We start from the raw sequence: 16,306 nt of genomic DNA, 5'->3' as shown, positions 1-16,306 counted from the left end.
GAGCGTAAACATCTCGGGCGGCTCGGCTCCGCTGCAGCTCGGAAGCAAGGCAGAGGCGATTCAGGCAGATTTGGGCGCGCTGCTCTCGGCGGCGCGGACGGGCGACGGTGCTTAAGCCTCCTTGTTGGTCGCTTTAAGGTATGCATCGTCGCCCACGGGCTCCAGCCACTCGTTGGAGGTCTCCTCGCCCGGAACCTCCAACGCGAGATGCGAGAACCAGCTGTCGGGCGCGGCGCCGTGCCAGTGCTTCACCCCCGGGGCGATGTTGACCACGTCGCCGGGGCGCAGCTCCTGTGCCGGCTTTCCCCACTCCTGGTAAAACCCTCGACCAGCCACGCAGACGAGGATCTGCCCACCGCCGCTTTTGGCGTGATGGACGTGCCAGTTGTTGCGGCAGCCGGGCTCGAACGTCACGTTGTGGACACCGACCTGCTCGGTGGAAAGGGGCGCGAGGTAGCTTTGCCCGATAAAGTACTTCGCGAAGGCGTCGTTGGGGGCACCGATGGGGAAAACCATCTCGTTTTGGTGCTGAGCCCTTGCGTCGGCGGCATCGTCGGCCGCCCAGACCTCCTTCGCCATGCGGAAGGCAGCCCACGCCTTGGGCCAACCCGCATAAAACGCCGCGTGCGTAAGGATTTCCGCTATCTCCGTCCTGGTCACTCCATTGTTCTTTGCGGACATCAGGTGATATTTGAACGAAGAGTCCGTCAGCCCCTGCGACATCAGGGCAACCACCGTCACCACGCTGCGGTCGCGCAGGGAGAGCTCACTCTCTCGGCTCCACACCTCGCCGAACAGCACGTCGTCGTTGAGCTGTGCGAATTTGGGAGCGAACTCCCCCAGGGCGTCTCTGCCTGCCGTCTGTTTAACTGCCATGATCGATTTCCTCCTGTCGATAGTTTTGGCACAAATCTGTTTCCGCGCGGCCAAACAGCCCGGCTAGATTCCCATGCCCATTCGCCGCGCCTGCTCCAGAGCGGGATGCCCGGCGATTTCGCCCACGCCGTTCACGCCGCCGGCGAAAACCGTTCCAGCGAGCGTGCAGCGGGAGAAACAGTCAACCCATCCCTGCATCGCCTTTTTCGCCCCGTCGAAGGTCGAGCGCCCGTTCTCCGCCGCCGTCGCCAACAGATATGCCTCGGTGAATGCATAATCGGAGCCAAAAAGCGGGTTAGCGCGGTCCAGCATGGTTTTGAGCTGGCCGCAGACGCTGTAGTAGTAGACGGGCGTTGCAAACACCAGCACATCCGCATCGTGCATTTTGGCGGCAATTTCCACGGCATCGTCTTGGATGACGCAACGCCCCAACTTTAAGCAGGCAAGGCAGCCCCTGCAGAAGCCCATTTGCTTCTCGCGCAGACGCACGGTCTCAACGCTGTGACCTGCCTCCCGCGCGCCGTTGGCGAAAGCCTCCGCCAGCGTCTCGGAATTGCCATTCTTTCGTGGACTTGAAGAAACTATCAAAACCGTTTTGCCCATTACGGAATACCCCTTGCGCTCCCGATTTACATTGACGAGAATGAAGGTAATACCTAAACCTGACTTTAGGTCAAGGAATGAATTCGACATTGTTTCGGAGGAGCCATGTACACAATCGGACAGGTGGCGGAAATGTTCGGTTTGCCCGCTTCAACGCTGCGATATTACGACAAGCAGGGATTGTTCCCGGGGCTGGAGCGGGCATCCGGCATTCGCCGATTCAGCGATACGGAACTCGAAGCGCTTCGGGTCATCGAATGCCTAAAGAAGGCTGGAATGGAGATCAAGGACATCCGGCTGTTCATGGAATGGTGCGCAGAGGGTCCCTCAACATACCCCAAACGCAAGGCCATGTTCGAGGAGCGCAAGGCCCACATGGAGTCGGAGATCGTGAACATGAACCGCGCGCTCGACATGCTGAAGTTCAAATGCTGGTACTACGAGCAGGCAATCCAAGATGGCAACGAGGATAGAGTGAAGGCGCTGATTCCCGATAATTTACCAGAAGAAATCAAAAATACCTACGATAACGCCCACACTCAATAATGCCGCCCGATGCTCAAGGGGCTTTGGCAAGGAGTCGTTTTAGGCAGATATGCAAAAAGATAGCCTCCGAACCAGAGGGTCCGGAGGCTTTTATTCCCGTTATTTCGCTGGTGGCTTTACTCTATGGCGGCGCCGAAACAGCATCAGGCGGTACTCGACGGTATCAAAACGCGAGTTCAAAAGCCAGTTCCCGCTATTCCCGCTCAGTGACTAATCCAGGCCGAGTGTTGTCGATGCGTGTCGCGTCGTACCGCCTAAGGGCCAATTCGTGCGCAATTTGGGCGAATCAGGCCCTTAATTCGCGATTTTGTGAATGACTCAATTGATTCGCAAAACCGCAGGTCGCCTTTTTAATCACTCCCTAGTTTCCGCCGGGGTTCGTAGCGGGTGGCGTGAAAAGGGGTGATTCAAAGGGTCGGAGAGATGTCTATAGCGCAATCTTCTGGTATTGGCGCAGTGAGGGACTTCTCACCTCCATCAGTCCAAATCGTCAAGCTCCGAAAGACGTCGAGCTAGAGAAAAGGACCTATTTCCCGTCATGGATTGGGTTTACCTGCATGACTAGAGCCCTGGTGTAATTGGCTGGATCACCGTTCCGGGAACCGGTATCGACCTACCTGTCCGCCAAGCTCCTTCTTCAGCTCCAGCTTAGTATCTGACTCACACCGTTATAAGCAAAACCGAAGAGATGCGTCTTGGCCAAGAAATAAGGTTAGCCTTATCTTACTGCATGATTCGTGTGTTATAGTTAGATTGCTCTAACTGTTTGGGGGGCGATAGCCATGCACGAACGCAATGGCTTCTGGGACAAGAATGCCGGTCGGTACGACCGTTTCATGCGAAAGGACCGGGCGGCGTATGAGAAGATGTATGAGCTGATCAGGCCGGTGGTGAAAGCAAAAACCGTACTGGAGGTTGCCACCGGCACGGGGCTTATCGCAAAGAGCATCGTGGATGCGGCGGTGCACATCGAGGCTACGGACGCTTCTGCACAGATGATCCTTGAAGCAAAGCGGGACAATCAATCCGCAAAGCTGCACTTTTCCGTACAAGATATGTTCCGCCTGCCCTATGCACAGAAGTCCTTCGAAGTGGTGATCGCGTCCAACGCGCTTCACATAGTGCCGCATCCGGAAAAGGCACTGCAAGAAATCAGGCGGGTACTGAAGGACGACGGCGTGCTCATCGCGCCAACCTTCACCCACGCGGGGAACTCGGTTTCCGGCAAGGCAAAAGCCTTTTTCATGAGTATGGCGGGATTCCCCCTCCACAGCAGGTGGACAAGCGAGGAATACCTGCGTTTCCTGCGTCAAAACGGCTGGGCGGTGCAGAAAAGCGCGGTGCTGAAGGCCTCGTTCCCATTGACCTATGCGGAATGCACGAAATCGGAGGGGCCAGATGTCGTTCTTTGAAAACACCCGTAAGCCCGTGGGCCTCGGCGGAAAACTTATGGTTGCCATGATGAATCTGGGCCACAGCCCTGTGGCGCGGTGGGGACTTCGATTTCTACGACTTGCGCCAAATGCCAAGGTGCTGGATTGCGGCTGCGGCGGCGGGGCGAACATAAAACGGCTGCTGAAAAAATGCCCGCATGGCGTCGTCAAGGGCGTCGACTATTCGCCCGTCAGCGTGGAGAAGACTAGAAAGCTCAACCGAATTGCAATTCAGGAGGGGCGTTGCGCCGTTCTGCAAGGCAGTGTGGCGGATATGGTGTTTGAGGATAGCTACTTCGATGCCGCCACGGCCTTTGAGACCGTCTATTTTTGGCCTGATTTGCCCCGATGCTTCCGTGAGGTCTGGCGGACGCTGAAGCCAGGCGGGACAATTCTTATCTGCAACGAGAGCAATGGCGATACGGACAAGGACGAGAGGTGGACGCAGATCATCGGCGGCATGACCATCTACAAGGACATTGAATTAAAGGCATGTCTGGAGCAGGCGGGTTTTCACGAGGTGCAGATACACAAAAAGAAAAAGTGGCTCTGCGTCACGGCGCGGAAGTAGGGGTATCAAGCACGGGCATTTTTGCATCCATCCTGCACATGGCGATAGGCATGACGGTCATAGCGGCTATGCTGGCGGCAATTATGACAGTTTTTATTCACTGAGGAAGAAACCTATGAAATGTAAAATTGAGAAAAACACCGTGCAGGAGACGCTGATCCTCCCGCTGTATTCCCGGAAGCTGTGTACGGAGTTGTACCCGAACCTTTACAGGGATGAAACAGCGGTTCGTCTGCTCGACCAGATCGACTACGACTTTTCAGAGGCAGAGAAAAACTCCCGCAGCCTGATACAGCGCTTTGGTGCGCTGGAGGTGGCCACACGGCAGAGTGATCTTGCTTTCGAGGTGCGGGATTACCTGAAAGGCCACCCCAATGCGGCGGTGGTCAATCTGGGCTGCGGGCTGGACAACACCGGCAGAACCTGCGACAACGGTAGATGCAAGATCTACAATCTGGACTTCCCGGATGTGATTGCCTTGCGGCAGCAGCTACTGCCCGCCGGGGATCGAGAACAAAATATCCCCTGCGACCTGAAAGACACCGCATGGTTTAGCAAAATCGATGCCTCCCGCGGGGCGGTGTTCTTTGCCTCCGGGGTGTTCTATTACTTTCTGACCCAGCAGGTCCGGGAACTGGTGCGGGGGATGGCGGACGCTTTCCTCGGCAGTGTGCTGGTCTTTGATGCTGCCAATCGGACGGCGGTAAAGATGATCGCAAAAACATGGCTTAAGACTGCAAAAATCAAGGATGTGGGGGCATATTTTGCGGTTTCGGATGCCGCCAAGGAAATCGGCACGTGGGACAGCCGTCTGCAGGTCACAAGTCGCGGCTATATGCTGGGCTACAACGATTTGAGAGACTCTTCTGTCAGCTGCTTTTTCCGGTTTCTCGCAAGGGTCGGTGACAACGGGATGAAAATGCAAATCGTGAAAATAAGATTTTGAGAGGCGAAAACGAAGCGCATTCACTTTGACGTCGAAGAAGACGGCTTTTACGGCGCATATTGGGCGTGCAAGGACACGCATACAGCAGCGGGCACGGATTCAATTGAAACCGTGCCCGCTATCTGATACTATATTATTTTATCGAACGTATGTTCTATTCCCACTCGATGGCGTCGGTTCTGCCGTCCCGTCACTCCAGTTATACCCAGTTTTCGGCATCGACACGGAACGCGTGCCGCCGAATGACGCGATGTCGCGTTTCGTCGGCTTCGGGGACAAAAGCTGGGACAACCTCAAAAACTTTTTTCAAACTCAGGGCTTTGAGTTTTTGTTTTTGTCCCAAAGTGCGCGGCGGGTCGCCTTTGGAGGCTCGATGGCGCCGAAAACGCCCGTTTTGAAACTCAACCGCCCTTTTGCCCGCAAGCCGCCAGCTGCAATCGCAAGTGAATTAACGCGGGTGGCTTGCGCGCCATTTGCAAAACCCCAGGTCGCAGGTCTTCGCCATTCGTGAACAAAGTGAGTAGTCTCAGGTGGCTTGCTTATGAGTTGGCGAACGGGCCTTCAGGATTCAGGGCAAACATGCTGGTAGAATAGGATTCTCAAATCAATGACAGGAGACCGAGCATGGCCGAACCCCACGATAGGAAGCCGATCCTCACGATCGAGCAGCAGATAGAGCACCTCAAGCAGAAGGGCGTAGCCTTCGAGCTGTGTTCCGAGGAAGAGGCCGCGGACTACCTGCGCGACAAGTGCAACTTCTTCAAGCTCGCATCCTACCGCAAACTCTTCTCGAAATACGAGGGAGGCCCGCGCGACGGCCGCTACGTAGACCTCGACTTCGGCCAGCTGCGCCTGCTCGCGGCGCTCGACCAGGAGCTGCGCCACGCCCTGCTCGGCATGACGCTCGACATCGAGCATTTCCAGAAGGTGACACTGCTTCGCGAGATGGAGGACCGTGGAGAGGACGGCTACGCCATCGTGGCCGACTACATGGCATCGCTTACCACTGCAAACAGGGAGTACCGCCTGCGCGAGCTCAAGATGAGCGGCCGCAGCCCCTACAGCTCGAGCCTCTACGCGAAGTACTCCGGCGACATGCCTGCCTGGGCCTTCCTTGAGCTCACCTCGTTCGGCACCCTCATCGACTTCGTGCGCTTCTGCGCCAGGCGATGGGGCGACAGGCGCCTCGAGGCCTCCCACTACGACCTCAAGCGCGTGAAGTCCGTCCGCAACTGCGCCGCGCACGGCTCGTGCCTGATCAACTGCTTCGCCGAGAGGGGCGCCGCCCGGGGCTCGGCGTCCAGCGGCGTCTCCCGAAGGGTCGCCGCCGTGGGGATTCCCAAGGCGACCAGGAGGAAGTGGATGGGGAATACGGCCATGCAGGAGGTCGCGACCGTGCTCGTGGCGCACTCCGGCTTGGTACCCGAGGGCTCCTCGCGCTCGCGCGCCGCATCCGAGCTCGCCGAGATGTTCGCCAGGGCCGACGGCGAAACCGAGGCGCTGCCCGACAAGGGGCCCGACGCCGCAGCTCGCTCCGCGCTCGAGTTCCTTCGCAGGTTGACAGAATCGCTCGGGTTGGTAGAATAGCCTGCAGATAGCAAAACCTTCACGGTTTTAGGGGCGGACTTGCGCAAGCGACTCTGCCCTATTTTTATATTCACTCGCTATAGGAGACGGATGATACCTGGGTCAATGACAGAACTGAGAAGCCCGGAATAATGGAGCCAGTTAGAAACCCTCGGGTTTGCGGGGCGGGATCGTGAGAGCGATTCTGCCCTATTTTTTTCCTCCGTCTGCCCCAACCAATTAGTTCGAAGATAGCCTGTAGGTGTCCTCGTGGGCGCCTTTTATTTTCAGGGAATCGGCCGCTTCATGAACGAGCGACCGGCTTGACCTAGATCGAACCGCCTTCATCTCCGTCTAGGCGCCGGCAATCAACATCGTGAATCCGCGCGTGCTACAATGCGGGCACCAGAGATGAAAACACAGTCCCCGTCGGGTAGTCGTGGGCGTGCGGGAGTCCGCATCAGTAACCTGCCTCCTTGGTTGTCCCTTCTCTGCATGGTCATCTACATAAAGGAGGAACCAGCCATGCAGATCAGCGTGTCGTCCACCCTGACCGTATATCACGACGGCCAATTCTGGGTCGGGCTGGCGGAGCATGTCGAGGACGGCAGGTACGGCGTCGCCCGCATCGTCTTCGGCGCAGAACCGTCCGATGAGGAGATCCTGCGATTCGTTACAAGCAAATGGGCGAAGCTCGCGTTCTTCGGTGACGATCCGTCCGAGGCGAGCGAGCCCGCGAAGAACCCCAAGAGACGCGCCCGCGAGGCGGCGAAAGCCCTCAAGCAGCCGGCGATGAGCACCAAGGCGCAGCAGGCGCTCGCGAATCAGCGGGAGACGATGAAGCGGGAATCGGCTCAAGCAAGAAGCCAGCGTCGTGCGGATGAGGCGGAGGCGCGCTTCGAGCAGCGAAAACTGAAGCGCAAACAGAAGCATCGCGGTCATTGATACCACCATCAACCCATATATAGCAGCAGGCGTAGCTTCGATTGAAACTACGCCTGCCACCTGGTGCTATAACGTTATACAGAACGTATGTTCTATACCCACTCGATGACTAACCCAGTCCGAGCACTACCGATGCGTGTCGCGTCATACCGCCTAAGAGCTGATTCGTTCAGAAAAGGTTCAGGGGGATCGTCGAGTTTATTGCACCCTCGCGTTTTACAAAAGAGAGTACAAGGCCCTTTAGCTCGAATTATTGCATTTAGAACCCCGCCGCTCATCCATCCTAGCTTGCCCAAACAGCCCTCCCGCGATGTCCATGTTCCAACGGATGGGTACCATTTACCCGGGTGCACCTGGGGCAACGGGCCGGCAGGCCCGCGCAAGGTCGCTCGCATAACACACAACATCAAACACGACAGAAGAGGCGAACGACAGATGCCGGACCCCGGACGACAGCACCGCGGAAGAGAAGCATTCCAACCACAACCGAACGAACATCGCTCCTAGGCAGGCGCCCGCATGGGCGCCTTTTACTTTTCAGGGACTTAGCTGAGAGCTAAGGCACGCGGCTCATGGCCGTTTCGTGGAGGCCCGACCAGCTCGACCCACCTCGACCCGTCTCCGTTCCCGTCATGCGCGCGATGCGCCAGCAGGCGGTTCAATCGTCGCGCAGACGAAAAGGGACACTGTGCCGCGCGGTGTGCCCGCACGGTGCCGCACGGGAAGATTGGAGGAACCATGGCACGCACAGCCGAATGCGCCGCGCCCGAGAACAACCAGGGCCGCGACGAATGGATGACGGTGATCGAGATGCAGCAGTACATGAGGGCGAGCCGAAACAAGGCGTACGACCTCATCTGGTCGGGAGAGATCGACTCGTACAGGCTCGGAAGGAAGCTCCTGGTGTCGAGGGCGTCAGTGGACGCCTACATCGAGTCGAGGAGCGGCAGGAAATGACGGCGGCGACCGCCCCAGGAGCCGCCCGCGGCCGGGCACGCGAGGGAGCCTCGAGACGAAAGGAGCTCGAGGACGACCATGACCAAGAGCATTAGCAGGAGCCAGGTGTGGCTCATCGCATCGACCAACGCGATATTCGGCGCCGACGAGGCGTGCGCGATGCTGCGCATCAGCCGCGACGCCATGTACCGGCTCGCCAAGGACCCCGACGACCCGTTCCCGATCCGCTACATCGGCGGCAAGACTCGCGACGGCATCGTGCTGCACGACGAGCTCGTCGCATGGGTCGAGCGCAACAGCGTCGTCGGCTCGCCCAGAAGGGGCTAGCGCCGATGGCGGCCGCAGGCCCGAAGGGGCGCGACGGCCCCTCCCCGCGCGAGTTCACGACGGTACGGCACTTCATGATGGCGGACCTGGGCCTCTCCGGCCTTCCCCTGCTCGTCTACGCGCGCATCTTCGGCTTCTGCGACGCCGGGTGCGGCTACTTCGAGAGCAAGGGCGGCCTGGCCCGCTTCCTCAACGTGCAGGAGCGCAGCGTCCACCGCGCCATCCGCGACCTGCTCGACCGGGGCCTCATCGAGGAGTGCGGCGTGCACGCCCCGGCACGCGGGCACGCCACCAAGCGGTACCGCATCGTGCGCGAGAGGCTGCCGCCCGGAGCGCTGGCAACCCCTGACGGTTCGTCAGGGTTCCCGGCGCGAAAGGGTGACGAAATGACAGGGTTCGCCGAGAACAAGGGTGACGAACCGTCAGGGTTCGCAGCCCGAACCCCTGACGATATGCCACCCAATAAGCAAAAGGGACAACAAGGACTTCAGAAGATAAGGAAGGGGCGCCCGATGGACCGAGCGGGACTCATCACCCTGGAGCAGGCCCGTGCGGCCGGGCTCTCCTTCGACGAGCCGGAGCCGAGGGCGTGCCCGCACTGCGGCGCCGCCCTCGATCCGCTCGGCGCGGCGCTGGCGGGCAGGGTCGCCTGGGTCTCCGCCGCCCCCTGCCCGTGCGAGGGCGCAGCCAGCGAGCGGGAGTCCGAGGCGCGAAGGCGCGCGGCCCTCGCCGCCAAGGAGGAGGCCGCCCGCCGGGAGAAGGCGCTCTCGCGCGCGGGCATCCCCAGGCGCTACTGGGCCGCCGAGGCCGACCGCCCCGAGTTCGCCGAGTACATCGCCTCGTTCGCGGGCAACGGGGGCGCCGGGCTCTACATACACGGGGGCGTCGGCGCCGGCAAGACGCACGCCGCCTCCGCCATGGCCAGGCTGTTCGCCGAGGCCGGCTACGACGTCGCCTTCACGACGGCCAAGGGCATGCTCGAGCGCGTGAAGGCCACGTTCGACGAGGGCGGCACCGAGGCCGCCGTCGCGCGGTACGCCAAGTGCGACGTCCTCGTGCTCGACGACCTCGGCAAGGAGGACGCGACGGAATGGTCCGTCGGCACCGTGTTCAGCGTGCTCGATGCGCGCTACGAGGACATGCGCCCGACCATCGTCACGTCGAACTACGCGCCGGGCGCGCTGGCGGACAGGCTCGCAAGGCGCGGCGAGCGCGTCACGGCAGAGGCGATCGCGAGCAGGATCTCCCAGACCTGCAGGACCGTCTACCTGGGCGGAAGGGACAGGCGCCGCCTCGGCTAGCTTGTGCGCTTCCCGTGGAGGCGCGGACGGCTCGACCCAGCTCGACCCATCGCAGGCGGCCCCGATGCCCGCCGCAATCGAAATCGCTATACACGTCTTGGGCGGCGCCGACGCGCCGGCACGCACGCCTGCTCCGACTCGCACCGTGCCCCCATCGCGAGGACGCCGCCCGCCAAGCAACAAACGAAAGGCGGAGGGCCCATGGACGGCTTCGAGAGGATAACCGGCCGCGAGCACGACGGGCTCGTGGAGAAGTGCCAGGAGAACGGCTGGCTCAAGGTCGGCGGCTTCGACTGGCAGGACGACCCGTTCCTCGAGGAGTACCCCTACGAGTTCTCCCGCACGGACAGCGTCGACAGGCTCCGCGAGGCGCTCGGCTCGGGCAACTGGGCCATACGCCAGGGGTTCTGCTACCGCGACCTCGCGTTCATCCAGCAGGTGAACGGCGGCGACGAGTGGTGGACGCTCAAGCGCGACGGCGACGCGTGGACCGGCTTCGAGAGCTGGAGCTTCGGCGCCATCGCCCAGGAGCCCGAGCGGTTCGAGCGCGCCATGCGCGACATGTGCGAGGCGACGCCGGAGCAGTGCCGCAGCGGCGAGTGGGCCCATCTGCACGAGAAGGCTCCCGAGCCGCTGGCGCAGCGCGCCGCGTCCGCCCGCGAGGCGAGCCGCGCGCACGCCGGGCAGGAAGCCCGCGCCCCAATGGCGCGCGAGAGGGCCGTCGGGGCCGAATAGGGACGACCGGGGCGCGAAGGCGCCCTTTTTCATCTCGACTGGAAGGGAGGCGCGGGATGGCGAGCGACTACGGGGACGAGGCGGGCGGCAAGCTGCTCGACTGGATGCTGAGGATCGGCCAGGAGGCCGGCGCCGAGGCAATGGCGCGCAGCGCGAGGGAGCTCTCCGAGCGCCTCGCGGGAATCCGCGGGACCATCGCCGGCGGGCGCGCCGAGCCCATCGCGGCCGACGGCGTGCCGGCCTACGCGAAGCTCAGCCTCGAGGAGCTCTCTGGGCTTCCCGAGTACGCGACGATCAAGGAGGTCGTCTCCGACAAGCTGCGCGCCGCGTCGGTCGAGCACCACATCATCCCCGGCGAGGGCCGCGACTGGCTGCTCTTCAAGGTGGAGGACGCCCCCGAGGTCGACGAGGCCTTCCGCCAGCTGGAGCAAGAGACGGGAAAGGCCGCCGATCGCGCAAGGGAGCGGCTCTCCGAGATCGCCGAGAGGCGCCAGGCGCCCGAGCGGCTGGCGGAGCGCGCCGAGCGGGCGCGCGAGGCGTCGAGGGCCCACAGCCAGGGCATCGGCCGGGACCGCGGCCCGCGCCAGATCGAGGGGCCCGAGAGATGAGGTGGCAGGCGGCGGCCGCGCTGGCCGCGGCGGCGTTCGCCGCGGGAGACTTCGCGGCCGCGGCAATCGCGGCGTCGGGCACGAGCCCGATCCTCGACCCGGAGGCCGCCATGGCGGCGATCCCCGCGGCGCTCCGCGCGGGGCGCGTCTTCTCCGCGGAGGCGGTTCCCCTGTGCGCCGGGACCGCCTGCGCGTGCGGCGCGCTCCTCGCCTGGGCCCGCTCACTGGGGACCAAGGGGGCCCGGCGCGACGGCGAGGAGCACGGTAGCTCCAGGTGGGCCACGCGCAAGGACATCGCGCCCTTCGGCGACCCCAAGGACCCCGACAACAACATCATCCTCACCGACAACGCGCGCATCCGCCTCGTGAGCCGCAGGTTCGACCTCTCCACCGACACCAACGACAACGTGCTCGTGGTGGGAGGACCCGGCACCGGCAAGACGCGCTACTACGTCAAGCCGAACCTCCTGCAGGCCAACGCCAGCTTCTTCGTGACCGACCCGAAAGGGTCACTATATTTGTAAAACTCCCTGCTATTAGGTTCCACATTCTCACCTCCTTTCTCGTTGGAAAGTTGGTGGTGCTTCCCCCTTTTCGCGGGGCAATACGGCGTTTTTGAAAAACGCCGAAGATTTTTTGAAATTTTTTCAAAAAATTTTTTGAGCAGCAAAATACGCCTGTCCGAAAAGCCCGGACAGGCGTATAGGTATTGTAAGCAGTATTTAGATGATTAGACAGTTCATAGTCAAGGGTAGAGAGGTTCCCGGCGGTGGTCGGGCTTTTTTTGATATGTCAATGACCGTCGGATTTTGTCGATAGGGTATGTGCTTCATGGCGGCTACCTCCTTTAGCCGCCGCTTTTAACAGTGATACCGCGTCATTTCATTAGAAGATAAAAAGAAACGGCGGCTTTGATTTTTCAAAGCTGCTGCGGAAATCAAAGAACGACAAGCAACAGTTCTGATTTTGCTCCAATATGGTTATTAGGGGCACAAATTAAAATCAAAAAAGAGCCGATAACAGCAGTATTTCAAACTGCATATTATCGGCTCTGCGTCTGTGCGTCTGGCTCTTTTAATTAAATTATTTCTGTTGTTTTTTGGCTTTATTATATGTATTAGCTAACTGTCCACAAGCTGCTTTAATCTTTCTACCATGAGAAACTCTCATGGTAACTTCAAGTCCTGTTTGCTCTAATTGATGTTTGAACGCAACCATTTCTTGTTTTTGTGGTGCTCTAATTTTTGAATTACTCGTCGGGTTGTATTGCAGCACGTTAATCATAACATTTTTGCCCTTAAACCATTTTGCAAGTTGCCTTATATCTGAGGAACGGTCATTTATACCTGGTAAAAGCAAATACGCAAATACCACTTTTCGATTATGCCTTTGAGAATAGGACAATGCTTGCTTAACAACATCTTCAATAGCGTACATGTGCATATGAGGAATGATACAGTTTCTCGCAGCCTGTGTTGCTGCATGTAAAGATATTGTCAACTGAATTTTTAGATGTTCTTCGCGCAATTTTTTTAATTGATTAACTGGACCAACTGTTGATACGGTAATGCCGTCGGTTGGAAAGTTAAGTCCATTTCTATCTCGAAGAATATGGATTGCTGCAATCAAGTTGTCGTAATTGAATAAAGGTTCTCCCATTCCCATAAAAACGATACGATTTACTTTTTGACGTATCAATACAACCTGCTGCACAATTTCAGACGGTGTTAGATTACGAACAAAACCATTGCGTCCGGACTCACAAAAAATACAGCCAACAGAACAACCAACTTGCGTACTTACGCAAACAGTCCCACCATCTCGCCGTTTAATAAAAACCGTTTCAATATACCTGTTATCTTTCAATTCATAAACATACTTTTCAGTATCGCTACTTTTATAGACTTTTTTTGTTGATATTGATAGATTTTCTTTGTGAAATGGCTGTTTATACAATTCCGTATATAAGGCTCTTGCTTTATCCTCTCCAATTACTTCCGACATTTCTTTGTAAGTAAATCCGTATGGGTCATTCAATATTTCCGTAGGTGTACTTTTAGGTAAGTGTTTCATTTAAATATCCTTCCTTTTCAAAATTAAAAAGTTTGTTTTTCAGAGTTTTTGATTATGATTTCTAGTTTTTCAACATCAACGATATGCGTTAATTTACATTTAGGGCAGAAAAGAGGAAAATTTCTTAATACCGTATTATAAAATACTTGAACCCTCGTCTTTCGGTTACAAATTGGACATTTTATCCAATATTTTTCAAGCATAATATTTCTCCTTTTGCGCAAAAAAATGCAGGTCAATTGAAAAGAGTTGCGTATGGAGTATACACGAGAGAGATATGGAGGTGCAGTGACAGAAAAAATTTATCTTAACAGGGTTGCTTTTGGGAATTTGATATGCTATACTATAAAAATCCAAGCAAAGGAGTTTATCAATATGCGGCAAGGTATTCTTAAATAAAATTTGATAATGGGAACAAAGACAAACGTCCTCAAGGAGAGGGCTTGGTTTTTGTACCCAATTTAAGAATACTTTTGCCTTTTCATTTCATATCGTGATAGACAACGGCCAGCCTTGGCCGCAGTTTTCATGTGTGTCCTACCTATCATCCCCAGCGGTAAAAGTATTTGTCGCTGGGGATTTTTGCGCCCTTCTGGGCCTTGTATGGAGGACAATCATATGAAAATCATCAATATTGGCATTCTTGCTCATGTAGACGCAGGTAAGACGACCTTGACGGAGAGCCTGTTATATACCAGCGGAGCAATCGAGGCGCCCGGCAGTGTGGATCAGGGAACAACGAGAACGGACACCATGTTTTTAGAGCGGCAGCGTGGAATCACCATTCAAACGGCGGTCACTTCCTTTCAGTGGCACGATTGTAAGGTCAACATTGTGGATACTCCTGGGCATATGGATTTCTTAGCGGAGGTCTATCGCTCCCTTGCCATTCTTGACGGAGCGATTTTGGTTGTTTCTGCAAAAGACGGCGTTCAGGCGCAGACCCGTATTCTGTTTCATGCTCTGCAAGTAATGAAAATCCCAACTGTTATCTTTATTAACAAAATCGACCAGGACGGGATTGACCTGCCAGGTGTGTATCAGTCTATCCGAGATAAGCTCTCCGCAAATATGATTATTAAGCAGAACGTGCAGCTTTCCCCGGATATATCCATCATGGAAAACATGGGGCTGGAGAATTGGGATACCGTGATTGCGGACTGTGATGAATTGTTGGAGAAATATATTGCCGGAGAACCAATGGACAAAGAAGAACTTCTGCGGGAGGAAAACAGGAGAATCCAAAGCGTCTCTCTGTTTCCGGTCTATCATGGCAGTGCCAAGGTAAACTTGGGAATCCGACAACTCATTGAAGCGGTCACAGATACATTCCAATCACCCACCGGGCAGAACAGCTCTGAATTGTGCGGAACTGTGTTCAAAGTTGAGTACGCAAACCAGAGCCAACGCCTTGCCTATCTGCGGTTGTATAGCGGTACGCTTCATTTGCGGGATTCCGTAGCCTTGGCAGGGAAAGAAAAACTGAAAATTACGGAAATGCGTATCCCCTCAAAGGGTGAGATTGTCCGAACAGAGATTGCCCATGCGGGCGAGATCGTCATTGTACCCTGCGACAGTTTGCGGCTGAATGATGTGCTGGGAAACAAACTGCTGCTGCCCCGTGAAACGTGGAGCGACAATCCTCTCCCTTTGCTGCGGACAGCAATTGCACCAGAGAAACCAGAACAGAGGGAACGCTTGTTAAACGCCTTGACAGAAATTGCGGATACCGACCCGCTTCTGCGCTATGAAGTAGACGCTGTGACCCATGAGATCATTCTCTCCTTTTTGGGCCGGGTACAATTGGAAATTATCTCTGATCTTCTGGTGGAAAAATATCAGCTCAACACAACTGCAAAAGAACCTACCGTCATCTATATGGAGAGGCCATTGAAAGCGGTAAGTCACACCATTCATATCGAAGTGCCGCCCAATCCATTCTGGGCGTCCATCGGGCTGTCCGTCACCCCTCTCCCCCTTGGCACCGGAGTGCAGTATGAGAGCAAAGTTTCCGTTGGATACTTGAATCAGAGTTTTCAAAACGCTGTATTGGATGGTATCCGCTACGGTCTGGAACAAGGCGTGTATGGATGGAAGGTAACGGACTGTAAAATCTGTTTTGAGTATGGGCTTTATTATAGTCCGGTCAGCACTCCCGCAGACTTTCGGTCATTGGCACCTATTGTATTGGAGCAGGTGTTGAAAAAGGCGGGGACGCAGCTATTGGAACCATATCTTTCTTTTACACTCTATGCGCCGCAGGAATATCTCTCCAGAGCTTATCATGACGCACCAAAATATCGCGCGAGTATTGAAACGACCCAGGTTAAAAACAGCGAGGTGATTTTTACTGGCGAAATCCCTGCCCGCTGTGTGCAAGAGTACCGCAATGACCTCACCTTTTATACAAACGGGAGAAGCGTTTGTTTAACAGAATTGAAGGGGTATCAAATCGCCAGCGGCGAACCAGTTTTTCAGCCACGCCGCCCAAACACCCGGATTGATAAGGTGCGCCATATGTTCAACAAAATTCTCCCATCAATGATGGACTTATAAAATCCCTTTGGAACAAAGGGCGCACTTCTATACATGGTCTGCGACCATGTATAGAAGTGCGCCCTGCGAGGCTACGGCCCGGACTTCCGAAAGTCCGGGCCGTTTGCGTCGCTCCGCTCCGTACAAGGGGCTGCGCCCCTTGCGCCGCTTTGCGGCTATCCCTGCGCCCTCGCTGGAAAGGTACATCCGCTCTGCGTCTGCACCTTTCCAGGGTGACGCATAATTTCTTTCGCAAATTGACAACCGCATAGCGGAACACGGCC

The 16,306-nt window shown here is 56.8% G+C and carries 18 protein-coding genes; 14 read left to right on the top strand and 4 right to left on the bottom strand.

Annotated elements, in window-relative coordinates; all coding sequences use genetic code 11:
• Nucleotides 1-111: 111 nt before the first annotated feature.
• Together DXD77_RS09795 and DXD77_RS09790 are read right to left on the bottom strand one after the other, a co-directional pair.
• Nucleotides 112-876, bottom strand: a complete 765-nt coding sequence (locus DXD77_RS09795; protein WP_055251066.1) for a carboxymuconolactone decarboxylase family protein — start codon at nt 874-876, stop codon at nt 112-114.
• A 63-nt stretch (nt 877-939) separates the two neighbouring features.
• On the bottom strand, nt 940-1,569 hold the full coding sequence (locus tag DXD77_RS09790) for a flavodoxin family protein (RefSeq protein WP_197032839.1): 630 nt from the start codon (nt 1,567-1,569) through the stop codon (nt 940-942).
• A gap of 15 nt (nt 1,570-1,584) precedes the next feature.
• Between DXD77_RS09790 and DXD77_RS09785 the strand changes: the two genes are divergently transcribed.
• The 13 genes from DXD77_RS09785 to DXD77_RS09715 all read left to right on the top strand — a co-directional run bounded on the left by DXD77_RS09785 (nt 1,585) and on the right by DXD77_RS09715 (nt 11,938).
• Nucleotides 1,585-2,025 carry a MerR family transcriptional regulator gene (locus DXD77_RS09785; RefSeq protein WP_117563602.1) on the top strand — a complete coding sequence of 147 codons (441 nt, stop codon included), beginning with the start codon at nt 1,585-1,587 and terminating at the stop codon, nt 2,023-2,025.
• 782 nt (nt 2,026-2,807) lie between these two features.
• A complete protein-coding gene (locus DXD77_RS09780) occupies nt 2,808-3,437 on the top strand; it encodes a class I SAM-dependent methyltransferase (RefSeq protein WP_117648542.1) in 630 nt (209 codons plus the stop codon).
• Nucleotides 3,424-4,029 carry a class I SAM-dependent methyltransferase gene (locus DXD77_RS09775; protein WP_055251058.1) on the top strand — a complete coding sequence of 202 codons (606 nt, stop codon included), beginning with the start codon at nt 3,424-3,426 and terminating at the stop codon, nt 4,027-4,029. Before DXD77_RS09780 ends, DXD77_RS09775 begins: the two co-directional genes overlap by 14 nt.
• 115 nt (nt 4,030-4,144) lie before the next feature.
• Nucleotides 4,145-4,975 carry a class I SAM-dependent methyltransferase gene (locus DXD77_RS09770; protein WP_117648541.1) on the top strand — a complete coding sequence of 277 codons (831 nt, stop codon included), beginning with the start codon at nt 4,145-4,147 and terminating at the stop codon, nt 4,973-4,975.
• 232 nt (nt 4,976-5,207) lie between these two features.
• Entirely contained in the window at nt 5,208-5,486 is a 279-nt protein-coding gene (locus DXD77_RS10435; protein ID WP_129583900.1) for a hypothetical protein, read from the top strand.
• 113 nt (nt 5,487-5,599) lie between these two features.
• Nucleotides 5,600-6,562, top strand: coding sequence for an Abi family protein (locus DXD77_RS09765; protein ID WP_075844146.1), 963 nt, complete (start codon nt 5,600-5,602; stop codon nt 6,560-6,562).
• Nucleotides 6,563-7,066: 504 nt separating this feature from the next.
• Nucleotides 7,067-7,486: a YjdF family protein gene (locus DXD77_RS09755; protein WP_117648540.1), complete on the top strand. Its 420-nt coding sequence runs from the start codon at nt 7,067-7,069 to the stop codon at nt 7,484-7,486.
• A gap of 738 nt (nt 7,487-8,224) precedes the next feature.
• Complete coding sequence (locus DXD77_RS09750; RefSeq protein ID WP_073293326.1) at nt 8,225-8,443, top strand: helix-turn-helix domain-containing protein; 219 nt, start codon at nt 8,225-8,227, stop codon at nt 8,441-8,443.
• Nucleotides 8,444-8,521: 78 nt separating this feature from the next.
• Nucleotides 8,522-8,770 (top strand): AlpA family transcriptional regulator, encoded by a 249-nt coding sequence (locus DXD77_RS09740; protein WP_117648539.1) that lies wholly within the window; start codon nt 8,522-8,524, stop codon nt 8,768-8,770.
• 5 nt (nt 8,771-8,775) lie between these two features.
• Nucleotides 8,776-10,071 carry an ATP-binding protein gene (locus tag DXD77_RS10615; RefSeq protein ID WP_233506796.1) on the top strand — a complete coding sequence of 432 codons (1,296 nt, stop codon included), beginning with the start codon at nt 8,776-8,778 and terminating at the stop codon, nt 10,069-10,071.
• Nucleotides 10,072-10,272: 201 nt separating this feature from the next.
• Nucleotides 10,273-10,806, top strand: coding sequence for a hypothetical protein (locus DXD77_RS09725; protein WP_033500213.1), 534 nt, complete (start codon nt 10,273-10,275; stop codon nt 10,804-10,806).
• Nucleotides 10,807-10,862: 56 nt separating this feature from the next.
• Nucleotides 10,863-11,414, top strand: a complete 552-nt coding sequence (locus DXD77_RS09720) for a hypothetical protein (protein ID WP_051923562.1) — start codon at nt 10,863-10,865, stop codon at nt 11,412-11,414.
• A complete protein-coding gene (locus DXD77_RS09715) occupies nt 11,411-11,938 on the top strand; it encodes a type IV secretory system conjugative DNA transfer family protein (protein ID WP_199409034.1) in 528 nt (175 codons plus the stop codon). Before DXD77_RS09720 ends, DXD77_RS09715 begins: the two co-directional genes overlap by 4 nt.
• A gap of 559 nt (nt 11,939-12,497) precedes the next feature.
• Here DXD77_RS09715 and rlmN read toward each other — a convergent pair.
• Both rlmN and DXD77_RS09700 read right to left on the bottom strand, forming a co-directional pair.
• Nucleotides 12,498-13,487, bottom strand: a complete 990-nt coding sequence (gene rlmN / locus DXD77_RS09705; protein WP_117648538.1) for a 23S rRNA (adenine(2503)-C(2))-methyltransferase RlmN — start codon at nt 13,485-13,487, stop codon at nt 12,498-12,500.
• A 23-nt stretch (nt 13,488-13,510) separates the two neighbouring features.
• Nucleotides 13,511-13,690, bottom strand: coding sequence for a cysteine-rich KTR domain-containing protein (locus DXD77_RS09700; protein WP_117648537.1), 180 nt, complete (start codon nt 13,688-13,690; stop codon nt 13,511-13,513).
• A 415-nt stretch (nt 13,691-14,105) separates the two neighbouring features.
• Between DXD77_RS09700 and tet the strand changes: the two genes are divergently transcribed.
• On the top strand, nt 14,106-16,043 hold the full coding sequence (tet, locus tag DXD77_RS09695; protein ID WP_117648536.1) for a TetM/TetW/TetO/TetS family tetracycline resistance ribosomal protection protein: 1,938 nt from the start codon (nt 14,106-14,108) through the stop codon (nt 16,041-16,043).
• Nucleotides 16,044-16,306 lie beyond the last annotated feature (263 nt).

It is taken from the genome of Collinsella sp. TM09-10AT (assembly GCF_003436275.1).
Taxonomy (GTDB): domain Bacteria; phylum Actinomycetota; class Coriobacteriia; order Coriobacteriales; family Coriobacteriaceae; genus Collinsella.
The sequence above is the reverse complement of the archived record's forward strand: the minus strand, read 5'-3'. Positions and strand labels throughout refer to the sequence as shown.

Coding starts and splice junctions, on each gene's coding strand:
- DXD77_RS09795 (WP_055251066.1), bottom strand. CDS start 876: ATGGCAGTTAAACAGACGGCAGGCAGAGACGCCCTGGGGGAGTTCGCT.
- DXD77_RS09790 (WP_197032839.1), bottom strand. CDS start 1,569: ATGTCGAATTCATTCCTTGACCTAAAGTCAGGTTTAGGTATTACCTTC.
- DXD77_RS09785 (WP_117563602.1), top strand. CDS start 1,585: ATGTACACAATCGGACAGGTGGCGGAAATGTTCGGTTTGCCCGCTTCA.
- DXD77_RS09780 (WP_117648542.1), top strand. CDS start 2,808: ATGCACGAACGCAATGGCTTCTGGGACAAGAATGCCGGTCGGTACGAC.
- DXD77_RS09775 (WP_055251058.1), top strand. CDS start 3,424: ATGTCGTTCTTTGAAAACACCCGTAAGCCCGTGGGCCTCGGCGGAAAA.
- DXD77_RS09770 (WP_117648541.1), top strand. CDS start 4,145: ATGAAATGTAAAATTGAGAAAAACACCGTGCAGGAGACGCTGATCCTC.
- DXD77_RS09765 (WP_075844146.1), top strand. CDS start 5,600: ATGGCCGAACCCCACGATAGGAAGCCGATCCTCACGATCGAGCAGCAG.
- DXD77_RS09755 (WP_117648540.1), top strand. CDS start 7,067: ATGCAGATCAGCGTGTCGTCCACCCTGACCGTATATCACGACGGCCAA.
- DXD77_RS09750 (WP_073293326.1), top strand. CDS start 8,225: ATGGCACGCACAGCCGAATGCGCCGCGCCCGAGAACAACCAGGGCCGC.
- DXD77_RS09740 (WP_117648539.1), top strand. CDS start 8,522: ATGACCAAGAGCATTAGCAGGAGCCAGGTGTGGCTCATCGCATCGACC.
- DXD77_RS10615 (WP_233506796.1), top strand. CDS start 8,776: ATGGCGGCCGCAGGCCCGAAGGGGCGCGACGGCCCCTCCCCGCGCGAG.
- DXD77_RS09725 (WP_033500213.1), top strand. CDS start 10,273: ATGGACGGCTTCGAGAGGATAACCGGCCGCGAGCACGACGGGCTCGTG.
- DXD77_RS09720 (WP_051923562.1), top strand. CDS start 10,863: ATGGCGAGCGACTACGGGGACGAGGCGGGCGGCAAGCTGCTCGACTGG.
- DXD77_RS09715 (WP_199409034.1), top strand. CDS start 11,411: ATGAGGTGGCAGGCGGCGGCCGCGCTGGCCGCGGCGGCGTTCGCCGCG.
- rlmN (WP_117648538.1), bottom strand. CDS start 13,487: ATGAAACACTTACCTAAAAGTACACCTACGGAAATATTGAATGACCCA.
- DXD77_RS09700 (WP_117648537.1), bottom strand. CDS start 13,690: ATGCTTGAAAAATATTGGATAAAATGTCCAATTTGTAACCGAAAGACG.
- tet (WP_117648536.1), top strand. CDS start 14,106: ATGAAAATCATCAATATTGGCATTCTTGCTCATGTAGACGCAGGTAAG.